We start from the raw sequence: 12,844 nt of genomic DNA, 5'->3' as shown, positions 1-12,844 counted from the left end.
CAGATTTCCTATCCTAAACCAAGATTGACCCCTTAATCCATTACCGTGCCGACGCTCTCTGAGTGTCGGCATTTTTATGTTCCGCCGGGTGAGATATCTGCCTATCTTCGCCGTATGCCCGCCCCTCCTACGCTGATACCTTTATTGATAATGGCCGCTACCATTGCGGGTAGCCTCGTTATTGGTGCACTCTTCTTTCTCAAGCAGTCGGGAGAGCAACGGGCCAATCGCCTTTACGGAACCTTGCTGTTACTGGGGGGGCTCACTCAATTACACTTCGCCCTTGATTTTGGCGGGTACCTCATTACCTATCCAACGCTGCGCTACCTGCCCATTTATTTCAGTCTCTGGCTGCCTGTCCTGTTATTTAGCCACGTCAAGATTAACCTCTTCCCCGCTTACCGGTTCCGGTGGACGGACCTCAAGCATCTGGCTCTGCCCATCGGGCAGACGATCTATTTCCTGGCCATATGGCTCATCCCTTCTCTACGTAACGAGGAAGGGCGCTATTTCTACAATCCTTTTTATGGCGGGCTTGAGCAAGCGCTTTTCCTGGCTGGCTGGCCGCTTTACGTATTTTTCAGTGCCTTGTACCTGCGCCGTAAACGCGCCAGACTCGGCGCACGCAGCTTGCCCCGTTTACTCTGGTACCTGCGGAAACTCCTGAAAGGAGTGCTGCTTTTCATTCTCGCGTATGCGATCCTGTCCAGTGCAGATTTCCTGGCCTACAAATACCACCTGGCGGATCTGCGTAGCCAGCCTTGGTACGCGGGTGCACAGGCACTCAGCTTCACCGTTTTGTTAATGTGGTTGTGCGTTTATGGCGGACAAGTGTTGGTTTGGGGGCGGCGGCTACGGTTAGGAGCCAGGAACTAGCTCCTGGTTTCTAGCTCCTGGCTCCCAATCCTGGAGTCGGTCAAGGTACAGGTAAGACTCAACAAATGCTCTGTGTTCAGGACTTGTCATTTTCTCTACAAGATTGAGGGCAGAGACGTAGCTGGCTAAATTTCCGTTTGAAGACAAAAATTTTCCATCTTCGACGTAGGTAACTACTGCATCGTCCTGTACCAACAGTTCCGGATAATCTTTTTGGAGTTGAGCGCCTCCGCCAATCCAGGTAACGATCTTTTTTCCTTTAGCAATACCCGCTGCTCCAATCAGTTGGGCTCCGCCACAGTTGCTGACGGTATACTCGGTCTCTTCGTTTTTCTTTTTAATGAACGCCACTATATTTTCGTTATTGACCTGAGAGTACATATCGTAGGCACTGGGAACAAAAAGTACAGTTAGTTGCGGGCAGGTAGCAAAGGTGTAATCAGGTACTATTGTGAGCCCTTCCTCCGTAACGATGGATTTTTTTGTTTCGGCGATGGTGATGACGTTGAATCGTTGGTCTTCTCCTTCGGGGTGTTTGGTAAACACATCTGCGGCGGCAGTGATCTCTGTTGTCAAGACTCCGTTGTACATCAGCAGGCCAATGGTAGGAAGCTCGGCATTAAAAGGAATAAGGTGCTTCGTCAGGGTGTCGGATGCGGAGGCACTATACTCTGGAAGCGCAGCACTGGAGGTGCTTCCCTGATCCGAACAACTACTTAGAAGGAATAAAGCCAGGACGGAAATTTGGATGATTCTGTTCATTGGGTTTTCTTTGAATTAAAAAGGGTATTAAAAGTAATTGCCAGGTGAAAGTTTTGGTTGAGGGTCTAGCCTCTCGAACAGCCTGACCTGCTATGAGTTCGGCTGAGGATATCCTCAACCGAGTTCTTACTACTCACCATTACTTTTGATAAATGCTGACGCCCGTTCCCGCCAATTTGGGGAAGATGGCAAAGCCGGTAGTTGGATCGAAGGTAACACCTACAGCAGGGTCATTAGCCAGAAGCATAGCACCGTCGAGGTCCGCATAATCCAGTTCGGGTAGTAGCTGAGCGATGGCACTGATGCCGACGCTGCTTTCGGTCATACACCCGGCCATGACCCGCAGGTTGAGCTGACGGGCATTGGCGATCATTCGCCGGGCGGGCAGTAGGCCGCCGCATTTAACGACTTTGATGTTGATGCCGTGGAAGTATTCGGCGCAGCGGGCCACGTCGGCTTCCGTCTGGCAACTTTCGTCGGCCAGGATGGGGAGGGCAGAGTGGGCAAAGACCTCCCGTTGTCCGGCCAGGTCGTCGGTTTTCAGGGGTTGTTCGATAAAGACGACGCCGAGGTCGGCCAATTTGGAAGAGAGGTCGATGGTTTGTCGGGCCGTCCAGCCGGTATTGGCATCGACGTAGAAGGGAGCGTCGGTGTGTTCGCGCAGGGCGCTGATGATGGCGACATCATCATCTCCCCGACCGAGTTTGATTTTGTAAACGGGCCAGGGGAAGGCTTTTAGTTTAGCCACCATTTCTGCCACTGGTCCAAGACCGATGGTGTAGCAGGTGGGTATGTGCCGGCTCCGATCCTGCTCCCACAGCAGACCGAGGCGGGTGCCTTGCTGGCGGGCCCAAAGGTCGTGCGTGGCTACATCAAGCGCACAACGCAGGAAAGGGTTCAAGTCGGGGGCATGGGTATCAATCAGGGCATGGGTGGCCTGCGGCGTCAGGCTTTTTTTTGCCGCGAACGCAGGTGCAAGGGAAGTTAATTGAGCCGTGCACTCGTCGCTGTCGAGACCGTAGTAGCGGGTCATCGGCGCTTCGCCGTAGCCACTGAGGCCGGAGGCCTCATCGTGCAACTCCACAATCAGGGTCGGCTGCTCCGTCCGGCTTTCGTGGGCGATGCGGAAAGGGTTGGCCAGGGGAAGGACGTGGGGGTGGATGGTTAGTTGCATGTTTTGGTCTATTGGTACTATTGGTCGTCTTGGTGCTAAGGTAATGTGGTAGCGCGTGTATTTCTTACTTTGCTTTTTAACCTTCCCCTTGCACCTGCGGCCGCGCCCTTATTAGTCTTGTAGCCTATTAGCCCGGTAGTCTAGTAGTGCTGCCGCATGTGGATGCGTTCCGCTCGTGACGGCGATCTTCAGCCTTTGTTTTCTATCTGCCGATAAGTTTGGATATGAGACATGCCTATGACCCTCCTCAAGGCGAAACCACTTACTTTTGCCCCACGAAAAAGCTACGGCTCCCGAGCGCAGCGAGCAGAGCCATACTACAAGATCACAAGACCACAAGACTATGCTAAGCCGTCCCCGCCGCAACCGCCAATCCCCCGCCATCCGCGCTCAGGTCCGAGAAACCGAGTTGACCCCCGGTCACCTCGTGCAGCCCATTTTTCTGATGCCGGACCCCAATGCACGGTTGCCCATCACCAGCCTGCCCGGAACCTTCCGTCTCGGCATCGAGGAGGTCGTCAAAGAAGTAGCAGAGTGCCGTAAACTCGGCATCTACAGCTTCATCATGTTCCCCGCCGTGCCGGAAGCACACAAGAACAAAACGGGTACCTACGCCACCAGCGAAGAAAACTTCTACCTCCTGGCAGCGACCCGGCTGAAAACGGAATTCCCCGACATCTGCCTCATCTCCGACGTAGCCCTCGACCCTTACAGCACCGACGGCCACGACGGCCTCGTCGTCGACGGTAAGATCCATAATGACCAGACGCTGCCCCTCGTCAACGCCATGGCCGTCGCCCAGGCCCGCGCCGGCTTCGACATCATCGGCCCCAGTGAAATGATGGATGGCCGCATCGAGTCCATCCGTCGCGCCCTCGACGCCGAAGGCTTCACCGATACCTCCATCATGAGTTACTGCGCCAAGTACGCCAGTGCCTTCTATGGTCCCTTTCGCGACGCACTGGACAGTGCCCCCCGCGAACTGGAAAACGTGCCGACCGACAAAAAGACCTACCAGATGGATCCGGCCAACCGCCGCGAGGCCCTACGTGAAGCCGCCCTCGACGCCGCAGAAGGTGCAGATTACCTGATGGTTAAACCAGCCATCAACTACCTCGACATCATTCGCGAACTGAACGACGCGCACCACCTGCCCATCGCCGCCTACCACGTTTCCGGGGAGTGCGCCATGTTACTTGCCGCTGCGGAGCGCGGCTGGCTTGATTACCGGTCGGCCGCCTCAGAAGCCCTGCTCTCCATCCGCCGGGCCGGCGCCAGTGTGATTATTAGCTATTTTGCTAAGGACTTTGCCACTTGGTATGCGGAGTAACTCCGGTTCCCTAGCCTTTAGGCTGGCCTTGTTAACCTCGGAAGAGATGACTCAACAAAGCCTTTACGCTACTCCCAAAAAGCAGTATTAGCCGGCAGACAAACTTTTGCCCGGCTTCGCCAGGCCAAAAGAATTTGTCGGGCGGCTGGAGCTCATGGTACAATATTTATTCCCACCGCAACGTGTTCATTGCCTCACTATCTACCTCCCCATCAAACACCACCACCCGATAACGAGAAATATAAGTCTCCCCCGGCGCAATGAAAAAACCTTCCTTCGTTACTGGGGATACTGAGAAATAAGGCAACTCCGGGTGTACCCGCACTGCCTGCGGCCAGCGGAAATTTTCTGGATGGGGGATGACGGCCATACCGGCTTTTCCTTTAGGCAGATTGCCATAAATCGCCGTCCATTCCGGGCGGGTATGGTTGGCTGAATCAACGGTGAGGCCCTGGCTGGTAAGAAATTCGGCTGGGGCCAGGAAATTGACCGTGTCTTTCGGGTTCCAGTGCTTACTGCCCCGGATACCGAGGCCGCCGTAGAGGTGTTTGTTGAGGAAAAGGGTGTCCTTCGTCACGTTGGTTTGTTCGCTGCGCACGTCAAAGACAAATGGCTCCTTACGATCATGGACTCGAACGGTTAAGTCTTCGCTCAGCACCGGACCGAAGTGCTTGCTGCTGTGTGTCAATTTAGCCATGAAGCCGAGGTAGCCGTCTTGTTCCTGCACCTCAACTAATTCCTGATGCATTACGGTTGCCAGGCCTTTGTGCGTATTCCAGAAATCCGTGAAGCTGTCCCGGAAGGTGGTATTGGTCCAAGCGGTAAATAAGCCGTGCTGGTGAGCGTAGCCGGCGGGAAATCCGTCGGAAACGATCTGTCCCGAGGGGCTCCATATTGGGTGTAGGAAGCCGCTGCGTGTGTAATGTTCGGCGATGCCTTCGGGCAGCTGGGGACTGAGCCAGTAGTTCAGTACCGGCTGATTTTCATGAAGGATGCTGAGGTAGTCAGAGCTTTGTTCCAGGCGGAGGTCCCCTTTCTTGCCCTCTCCCTTTTCCTCTTTGTTTTCGAGGGCGGGGCCGCAGGATGCGAGGAGCAAGATTAGAAAGCAGGGAAAGAGCTGGTAGTGATTCATTTTGTTAAAAGTAATACTGTAAGGTCACATTCTCACTAGCAAAGTGCTAACACTTGGTTTTATTAAAATCTAGCTTATGCCTACCCTTTCTAGCCAGGGCATAAGAATTAGCCCTTACAAGATAGGTCGTTATTGAAATAGTGTTAGCGCATATCACGTAATGACTATCTACTAGGCTGGCTAGTGCTCGGCGAGCAAGATTCGACACAGCTTACGCTTGTTATCGCGGCACTGTACTTCACGGCGCTGCATGTCGTATAGAGAAAACTGTTCCTGTTATCCCGAATTTCCCCTGGGTAACATCCCTGCAGGCGCCGTGCCGACTAAATGGGAAGTGTGGGCGTATATGCATTTTTTTGCTGAAGGTTTTTTAATCTAAGAAACCTTTCCCGACTTCTTGAATTTCTAAATCTTCATGCTGAACTGCTTTAGTTGCTATCTCTTTAGTTAATGAATTATCAATGGTTGAAAGCAATTCTAAAGCTCTTAGGTAGTTCCAATAATCTCCATTGACCAAAAACGATCTTATCAACCTTTTCAATCTTTTCATTAACCAACCTTTAGATGATTTCTGCAGAAAATATCTTCCAATATTTATGTTGATGATATTTTGTGTGTTACAAGCTAAATCAATTAGATGAGAAATTATTTTATCGGAATTTTCATCTTCTGTGTTTTCAATTAAACTCCAATTTTTCATTATTAACTTTCCATCGTCAACTGAATCCATAAAAGTTGAAAACTTTTGAAAAAATTGATCCGATTGATTCGGGTTTGGTGCAAAAAAATCATTGTCCATATTTAGTCCACTTACTTTTTCATCTATCGCTTATTAGAAAGAATTATTTTTTCTCCTTGCTTGCAGTGAACTAATGTGTATTCGCTATGCGAAATCGTCGGAGATTCAAATGTATTGCCCCTAGATTGGTAATAAGGGCTAACCATCAATACTCCTTCCACAATTTCAGCTCCACCCGGGCCGATGCCTTTTTGTCGGAGAACGTTGCGGAGATATCCCCAAAACGGGGCTCTTCCCACTTGGAAACCGGCGGACGGCTAAAGCCATAGGGCTCCGTTGGGATGCCGAAGAAATTACGGTCCAGCTTACCGTTGCCGTTCACGTCGTGGAAAGCGGCAAGCACGTAGGTTCCGGCTTGTGGCAGGTCAACCTTCAGGTTAACGGAGGCACCAGTGGTAGGCTTGATGATGGAGGTTACCGCTCGTTGTTCTTTAAAATCGGTCTCGCTGGCGTAGACGGCCAGCCGGATCTCTCCAGCCTCAGCGCTGCTGCTGCTCACCGTTACACTGACGGTTTGAGGGCCTGAAAAAAGCAGGAGTCCGGTGAGGAAAAGAAAGAGGTTCATTTAGTGTAATGGTTATTTCCTACAGTAAAACGTTTGGATAATGGATTTGTGGGTAGGAAGGTTGTTATTTCAACGTTAAACCGCCTCGCTAAGGGAGAGGGAGAAGGCTTTGTGAAACGCTACGCGTTTCCAGTCTCGACCCAATATCATTAAACAAGAAAAGACCCGCAGCAACGCTACGGGTCTTCCCTGCTCCCGGGCTGAGCCCGGACACGGCCTGATCTGTTTTCTTGTACTTACTTGCCGGATTCGCCAGCAAGTAAGTACAAGAAAATAAATCAGCAATACCGGTCAAAGGCCATCTTGAGGTTCTCAGCGATGATCTCAGCACTTCGGCCTTCGATGTGGTGACGCTCGAGGAAGTGTACCAGCTTACCGTCTTTGAACAAGCCGATGGCGGGGCTGCTGGGAGGGTAAGGCAGCAAGTGCTCACGGGCCGTGGCCGTGGCCTCCTGATCAACACCAGCAAAAACAGTATAGAGGTGATCCGGCTTCTTTTCATTGAGCGCGGCAAACTTCGCACCGGGGCGCGCATTGGCTGCGGCGCAGCCGCAGACGGAGTTGACCACTAACAGAGCAGTTCCTTCAGTAGCACTCAGGGCAGCATTTACTTCATCGGCGCTCGTCAGGCCAGTAAAGCCATGAGCAGTGAGGTCCTTTGCCATTGGGATCGTTAATTCAACGGGGTACATATTGACAGTTTTTGAGTTTAAGTTACAAAGGTTGAATCTACCGGCACCAGTTCCATCGTACCTTCGGCGCGCGAAATGCCAACCGGCAACAACCGCATTTACCTACAATCGAGCTACCGTTTTGGTTGCCTTAGCTCTCAATCGACTACCAGCATGCGCTATTTTTGGTTGCTTTCCTCGTTTTATGTCTTTTTACTGATCATCTCCTCCTGCACTTCCGACGTGCTGCCAGAGCCGGTCATCTTGCCCTGTGACGGAGAAACACCTACTTATGAAGCCGACGTTCGCGACATCATCGAACGAAGTTGTGCCTACAGTGGCTGCCACCTGGGAGGTGCCCCTGGTATATACGACAGTTACCTTGGCCTGATCTCTGATTTGGAAAGCGGTCTTTTTCGCCAGCGGGTCATTGATGTGCGCGATGATGCTACCATCGGTATGCCTCCAAATTATGCACCGCAAGACCGGCCCGAAGACCTGACAGAAGAAGAACTTATTATCATCACCTGCTGGCTTGACGCCGGATTCCCGGAGCAGTAACGGTACTTGGATTCCTTGCTACTTAAAAACTATTTTTGCACCCGCGTCCGCGCCTAAATCGAGTTGTCAGGTTGTCGAGTTGTCAGCTTGCCGGATTCCAAAACAAAATAGAATACTACAAGAAATGAAAAATATACTCTTCCTCATTCTATTGCTTTCCTGCTCGCTTTCTGCCCAGCGCGAACGGGTGTACCGGACGTTTAAAGACACGCGCGTTGTCAATGTACACAGTGTGGAAACGCTGCCGAAGGGCAAGCTCGATGTCCGGATCAGCCACCGCTTTGGCGACATTTTTGGGGACAATGGTGGCTGGTCCACTTTCTACGGTCTGGAGACGGCAGAAGACGTTTCGATCGGTGCGGAATACGGGTTTACGGACAATCTCAACGTTGGCTTTTACCGTTCTAAAGGTTCCGGCTCCACACCGGCCGGCGATGCCGGCCTTAGGCAAAATCTCAACCTGGTAACTAAAATCAAGGTGCTCCATCAGGAGGTCGATGGCTTTCCATTTTCCGCAGCCCTTGTAGGCAACGCCACATTGAGTACCAGCGAAAAAATCGATACCCGGGAAGACATCATCCGAAGTTTTCCAAAGTTCGCCCACCGAATGGCTTTTCACGGCAGCCTGGTGCTGGCGCGTAAATTTGGCAGTAATTTCAGTATGCAGCTCATTCCCGGAGTTACGCACCGGAACCTGGTTCCTTTCGCTGGGGAGAATACGATGTTGAGCATTGGCACCGCAGCCCGTTTTCAGGTCAGTAAGGTGATGGCCTTCGTAGCCGATGCCACCTTCCCCTTCAGTAATACGTTAACGGCCACTAATGGTTACCACCCGCCCGTCGGTTTCGGACTGGAATGGGATACGGGGGGCCACGTATTCCAACTGAACTTTACAAATGCTACCGGTATTTTCGAGACGGACTATATTCCTTACACCATCTCCAGCTGGGGGGATGGAGAATTCAGGATGGGGTTCACGATCTCCCGGTGGTTTAACCTTTGATAAAGGTCTGACTCCTCCTGGCACGCTCAGCGGGCAGTAAGTAACCGCTATAAAAAGTGGTTTAGCCGCTTTTTATACCGGTATACACAAAAAGTAATTGCTGACTGAGGCTGTCAAAGGCACTTCTTACTAAGACTTTACTACTGATAGACGAGATGGGTTAAGATTACTTGGTCGCCTTCAATTTCAGAATCTTTACTTCCACTCGTTGGTTCTGGCGGTTACAGTCTTTAGTGTCGTCCAAACAAACGGGCTTGCTCTTACCGTACCCTTGGGGAATAAGGCGTTCAAAACCGATACGTCGGGATTTCAAGTAGCTTACCACTGTTCTCGCCCGGTTTTCGCTCAATTGTGCTGCATACGTATTTCCGGCTTTCCGGCTGGCATGGCCACCGATTTCCACGATCACATTTTTGTTTTGCTGCATGAAGTCGACGATTTCTTCCAGAGCTTCTGCACTTTCTTCTTCAAGTTCCGCGCTGTTAGCTTTAAAGGAAATGTTCTCGATGGAGAAAACCTGCCCTTCTTTAAGGATGGCCTCTGTTTTACCCAGGCGTACCGTTGGTTCCTGCTTTGGCGTATCAACGACCGGCGGTTGTGGTTCGGGGCGGTTACCACCGCGAGGAGTCACCGGGGTGGTAATGATGAACTGATCCGGATCCTGTGGTTCGGTCTCGAAGCCTTCAGTCATGGGATCATCTGCAAACATGGCAGCTTCGTCGTCACAATCAATGGGGCGCAGCGGTTGGGCATTGTCGAGCAAGATGTTACCGTTGTATGGAAGCAAGGATGGCTGCTTATAGTAAGCTTCCAGCACGATGTAGGTAAAATCATCTTCCGGACTAAGTTTGATTCGGTAATTCTCCCAATCATAGTTACCGACGAGTTCCGATTCGCCGAGTAATTGTCCCCGGTCACACACGGAATAACCGCCAAACACACGCAGCTTGATGGGGGTAACGTAGTTCGTTGGTTGCCGGGTAACCCGACTCATGCTGAGGTAAACCCTGGAGCGGGCGAGCTGGATGTCGAAACGGTAGCATTGTCCGGCCTTTAGCGGGGTCTTTAGCCGTTGCCCGACACTTTCAAATGTCTCTGTATCCCGGGTTACCATACCCAGGAAAGTATTTCCGTGCTGCGCGGCCATACCGACCTTGAACAGGAATTCCGGGTCGGGGTGCACATCGGGTGGGGTTTCTGTGGGGGCACCGCAATTCGTCCAGCCGCGGGGCGGGGAACTGTTACGGGGCATATCCTCAAAGGATGGGTTGCCGAGGAAAATAAGCCCGTCCTGCATCTGAGCGGAGACGCTCAGGGTAGTCAGCAGGGCGCAGCAGAATAGCAGCAGTCGTAGTGGTTGCAACATGGTGCGGGTACCTTGATTTGAGGGTATAACGCATGAAGGGGGTGTGCTGTTGCCATTTAAAGAGTTAGAGAGTGAGTGAATGGGAGAATTAGTGAATGGCTGCCGACTAAAATAGCTGGCTCCGCTGGTTGGCGGTGCTCACGAGCGCAAGCGAGCATTCCCTTGCGGCAGCTATTCTCTCCTTCAATAATTCTACAATTCACTCAATCTCCGGCATCACCCCCGGAAACTCCTCGCGGAAGGCCTTTACCAGTTTCCTGCTGGGGACAAACCTCATCTTTCTGCCAAAACTTCCCACCCCGTTCAGCTCGATAATGCCGATCTTCAGAAAAAGGAACCGGAACTCGTGGTAAGACGCTACATCCAGCTCCCAACTGTAAAATGCAGTTCGGAAGTAGTTACTGATGTAGACCTTTTCGCCGTCGGTCTCCACCCGCTTCAAGGGCCAGAAAAGAATCAGAAAAACGGATACCCCCATAATCAGGGTGAAGAGCGTAGCCCAGCGAAAGGAAGTAAGGGGCAGGCCGCCGAAATTGCTTTCTTCGCCAAACCAGGCCACCAATGTAATGCCCGTCAGGACGGTAGTCCAGAAAACGGGTAGGAAAATCTTAAGGAAGAGGGTGGCGTTGGAGGAGAGGCGATGCATGCTTGTGGTAGTCTTTGGTCACCATTTTGTCCTGATGGAAAGTGGTGGGAACGAAGGTAGGTACGTAAATGGGAGTAATTGGTGGAAGGTTCCGAAAGTTATCTAATTTATGTTGGTTGGGCGGAGGCAAGTCCCACCCGTACCGGTAGCGAACAGGAAATGATCGTAGGCTAGCCCCCGTCTCACGCAATTTCTAACGCCGAAACCCCCTGGCCCACTTGACCGTATTCCCTCTGCCGTCCGTTACTACTAACTCAAAACGGTGTTGTCCTGGCCCCGGATCACCGTCATCAAAGTTATAGGTGAGTTTGTCGTTTTTGCCGTCGTATTCCAGTAAAACCCACTTACCATCAATGGTTCCGCGGAAGTCAAGTCGGCCACCAATTACGTTGTCTTTGACCAAAAGACTGAAGCCTCCGGCACGGCGTAAATCGGTGCCGAAATAATTAATATCGACGGTAGGCGGGATCGTATCGAGAAATAGGCCGTAGTCGCCAAAAGAGGAAATGCTGGCCTGGAAGCGGCCGGCGGGATCACCTTCGATCCAGTGACCTCCGTGGCTGACCCACTTCCCATCGTCGGTACAGTGGCCCAGGAAAACAAAGGACCGTAAACTGTCCGGTACCCGGCCCTCTGGGCGTAGGCTGAGCCGGGCACTGCCGTGCAGTGGCGTCAGGTGATCATGTAAGCTGTAGGTTGCGCTGAGGTGACCGGCCGAGGCATCGGGCAGACGGGCGTAACGGAAATAGCAATTGCGGTACAGGGCATCGTCGTCAAGTTCGAGGCGCAGCGCACCGTTGTCGATGATGCTGGGTTCCCCGGCGGGTAGAAAGTATTGGTGTGACCGGTTGGGTTGGCTGAGCCGGGCCTCTGGTTGGTAAAGGAGTACGAGGTCGAGGCCGGAGACATTCCCCGCGTGGTCCAGCACGCGCATGCTGACGGGTAAGGGCACCCCCGCTTGCAGCTTAAGCACTCCATTGAACTGGGGAGCGACTTTTTCTGCCTGCTCTTTTATTCCCTCGTTCTGCACCCGCGGCCGCGCCTCAAAACGCTGATTGGGTAAAGTCCAGAACCGGTGAAACCATGAGGTGTTCTCCACCCATTCAGCGTAATCGGTCATGGCATTGAGGTACTCCGTCTGCTCGAAGGGAATACGGTCGAACCGAAAATTATAGACCAGGGTAGTATCAACGTAGAGCTCCCCGCCATAAATTCCATTCCAGTTGGGCAGGGCGTTTTGCTGGTCATACGCTTTCAGGGCCAGGCCCACGCGCTGCCGGGCGACGAAAATGGTGTCGTTCAGTACCAACCTTCCGTTCGGAGCAGCCTCAGGCGTGAGGGTACGGGCCTTGACCTCCAGGCCCTGGTCGTCCAGTTCATATACCCGCAAATTGCGGATTTGGGCGGGCCGGGTGTCGGCAATGTCGAAGCCAAAGGCCATCGGGTTGACCGGTGCGTCGCCCTCAATTTCCCGCATTTCAAAATGGAGGTGTGCGCCAAAACTGTGCCCCCGGTTGCCTACCCCACCAATTTTATCGCCCCGTTTTACCGGAAAGGTTGTAGAATCGAAGCGGATATTTTGCTGAAACGCTTCCTCCGAAAACTGCCGCTTTCTGATGGTGTCGATCAGTGCCGGAGCCAGTGTCTCCAGGTGGCCATAAACACTGCGGTGCCCGTCGGGATGATCAATGTATACCGCCTGGCCATAGCCACCGGGGCTAACCGTGATGCGGCTGACAAAACCTTCGGCCACGGCATAAACCGGGGTGTTGACGGAGGCGCGAAAATCAAGTCCGGCGTGGAAGTGATCACTTCGTAGTTCTCCGAAAGTACCCGTCACTAACAAGGGGCCACCAAGTGGGGCATCGTAGACGAGCTCCTGCGTGAGAAGCGTAAAAGGAAGCAGTAGTAAGATCAGGCTCGAAAGCAGGTGCAAGGGAGAGAATTTGGGAGCGGGCG

Annotated in this window: 13 protein-coding genes; 4 read left to right on the top strand and 9 right to left on the bottom strand. The window is 52.5% G+C overall.

Annotation, left to right across the window (positions count from 1 at the left end; genetic code table 11):
- Nucleotides 1-150: 150 nt before the first annotated feature.
- On the top strand, nt 151-876 hold the full coding sequence (locus B036_RS0126310; protein WP_020571719.1) for a hypothetical protein: 726 nt from the start codon (nt 151-153) through the stop codon (nt 874-876).
- Here the strand turns inward: B036_RS0126310 and B036_RS0126305 are convergent.
- The gene (locus B036_RS0126305; RefSeq protein WP_020571718.1) at nt 859-1,638 is read right to left on the bottom strand and encodes a DJ-1/PfpI family protein; all 780 of its coding nucleotides are present in this window, start codon (nt 1,636-1,638) and stop codon (nt 859-861) included. The two genes, B036_RS0126310 and B036_RS0126305, sit on opposite strands and share 18 nt — an antisense overlap.
- A 139-nt stretch (nt 1,639-1,777) precedes the next feature.
- On the bottom strand, nt 1,778-2,812 hold the full coding sequence (locus B036_RS0126300; protein WP_020571717.1) for a dipeptide epimerase: 1,035 nt from the start codon (nt 2,810-2,812) through the stop codon (nt 1,778-1,780).
- A 343-nt stretch (nt 2,813-3,155) separates the two neighbouring features.
- Between B036_RS0126300 and hemB the strand changes: the two genes are divergently transcribed.
- Nucleotides 3,156-4,142, top strand: a complete 987-nt coding sequence (hemB, locus tag B036_RS0126295) for a porphobilinogen synthase (protein ID WP_020571716.1) — start codon at nt 3,156-3,158, stop codon at nt 4,140-4,142.
- A gap of 166 nt (nt 4,143-4,308) precedes the next feature.
- Here the strand turns inward: hemB and B036_RS31255 are convergent, their stop codons facing one another.
- The 4 genes from B036_RS31255 to B036_RS0126275 form a co-directional block, all read right to left on the bottom strand.
- Nucleotides 4,309-5,274: a DUF6807 domain-containing protein gene (locus tag B036_RS31255; protein ID WP_020571715.1), complete on the bottom strand. Its 966-nt coding sequence runs from the start codon at nt 5,272-5,274 to the stop codon at nt 4,309-4,311.
- Between the two features lie 370 nt (nt 5,275-5,644).
- On the bottom strand, nt 5,645-6,073 hold the full coding sequence (locus B036_RS32730) for a hypothetical protein (RefSeq protein WP_020571714.1): 429 nt from the start codon (nt 6,071-6,073) through the stop codon (nt 5,645-5,647).
- 145 nt (nt 6,074-6,218) lie between these two features.
- The gene (locus B036_RS31245) at nt 6,219-6,638 is read right to left on the bottom strand and encodes a DUF2141 domain-containing protein (RefSeq protein ID WP_020571713.1); all 420 of its coding nucleotides are present in this window, start codon (nt 6,636-6,638) and stop codon (nt 6,219-6,221) included.
- 278 nt (nt 6,639-6,916) lie between these two features.
- Nucleotides 6,917-7,330, bottom strand: a complete 414-nt coding sequence (locus B036_RS0126275; RefSeq protein ID WP_020571712.1) for a BrxA/BrxB family bacilliredoxin — start codon at nt 7,328-7,330, stop codon at nt 6,917-6,919.
- A gap of 153 nt (nt 7,331-7,483) precedes the next feature.
- Here B036_RS0126275 and B036_RS0126270 point away from each other — a divergent pair, with 153 nt between their 5' ends.
- Both B036_RS0126270 and B036_RS0126265 read left to right on the top strand, forming a co-directional pair.
- On the top strand, nt 7,484-7,870 hold the full coding sequence (locus B036_RS0126270; protein ID WP_157472473.1) for a hypothetical protein: 387 nt from the start codon (nt 7,484-7,486) through the stop codon (nt 7,868-7,870).
- 124 nt (nt 7,871-7,994) lie between these two features.
- Nucleotides 7,995-8,873: a DUF5777 family beta-barrel protein gene (locus tag B036_RS0126265; RefSeq protein ID WP_020571710.1), complete on the top strand. Its 879-nt coding sequence runs from the start codon at nt 7,995-7,997 to the stop codon at nt 8,871-8,873.
- 166 nt (nt 8,874-9,039) lie between these two features.
- On the opposite strand, the gene B036_RS0126260 is transcribed toward B036_RS0126265, so the two are convergent.
- The 3 genes from B036_RS0126260 to B036_RS0126250 form a co-directional block, all read right to left on the bottom strand.
- On the bottom strand, nt 9,040-10,239 hold the full coding sequence (locus B036_RS0126260) for an OmpA family protein (protein ID WP_026232368.1): 1,200 nt from the start codon (nt 10,237-10,239) through the stop codon (nt 9,040-9,042).
- Nucleotides 10,240-10,438: 199 nt separating this feature from the next.
- On the bottom strand, nt 10,439-10,885 hold the full coding sequence (locus tag B036_RS0126255) for a hypothetical protein (protein WP_020571708.1): 447 nt from the start codon (nt 10,883-10,885) through the stop codon (nt 10,439-10,441).
- A gap of 193 nt (nt 10,886-11,078) precedes the next feature.
- Nucleotides 11,079-12,821 carry a peptidoglycan DD-metalloendopeptidase family protein gene (locus B036_RS0126250; RefSeq protein WP_020571707.1) on the bottom strand — a complete coding sequence of 581 codons (1,743 nt, stop codon included), beginning with the start codon at nt 12,819-12,821 and terminating at the stop codon, nt 11,079-11,081.
- Between the last annotated feature and the right edge of the window lie 23 nt (nt 12,822-12,844).

Origin of the sequence: Neolewinella persica DSM 23188 (assembly GCF_000373105.1) — a bacterium.
In the GTDB taxonomy this organism is placed as follows: Bacteria; Bacteroidota; Bacteroidia; order Chitinophagales; family Saprospiraceae; genus Neolewinella; species Neolewinella persica.
The sequence above is the reverse complement of the archived record's forward strand: the minus strand, read 5'-3'. Positions and strand labels throughout refer to the sequence as shown.

Coding starts and splice junctions, on each gene's coding strand:
- B036_RS0126265 (WP_020571710.1), top strand. CDS start 7,995: ATGAAAAATATACTCTTCCTCATTCTATTGCTTTCCTGCTCGCTTTCT.
- B036_RS31245 (WP_020571713.1), bottom strand. CDS start 6,638: ATGAACCTCTTTCTTTTCCTCACCGGACTCCTGCTTTTTTCAGGCCCT.
- B036_RS31255 (WP_020571715.1), bottom strand. CDS start 5,274: ATGAATCACTACCAGCTCTTTCCCTGCTTTCTAATCTTGCTCCTCGCA.
- hemB (WP_020571716.1), top strand. CDS start 3,156: ATGCTAAGCCGTCCCCGCCGCAACCGCCAATCCCCCGCCATCCGCGCT.
- B036_RS0126300 (WP_020571717.1), bottom strand. CDS start 2,812: ATGCAACTAACCATCCACCCCCACGTCCTTCCCCTGGCCAACCCTTTC.
- B036_RS0126260 (WP_026232368.1), bottom strand. CDS start 10,239: ATGTTGCAACCACTACGACTGCTGCTATTCTGCTGCGCCCTGCTGACT.
- B036_RS0126310 (WP_020571719.1), top strand. CDS start 151: ATGGCCGCTACCATTGCGGGTAGCCTCGTTATTGGTGCACTCTTCTTT.
- B036_RS32730 (WP_020571714.1), bottom strand. CDS start 6,073: ATGGACAATGATTTTTTTGCACCAAACCCGAATCAATCGGATCAATTT.
- B036_RS0126270 (WP_157472473.1), top strand. CDS start 7,484: ATGCGCTATTTTTGGTTGCTTTCCTCGTTTTATGTCTTTTTACTGATC.
- B036_RS0126275 (WP_020571712.1), bottom strand. CDS start 7,330: ATGTACCCCGTTGAATTAACGATCCCAATGGCAAAGGACCTCACTGCT.
- B036_RS0126255 (WP_020571708.1), bottom strand. CDS start 10,885: ATGCATCGCCTCTCCTCCAACGCCACCCTCTTCCTTAAGATTTTCCTA.
- B036_RS0126305 (WP_020571718.1), bottom strand. CDS start 1,638: ATGAACAGAATCATCCAAATTTCCGTCCTGGCTTTATTCCTTCTAAGT.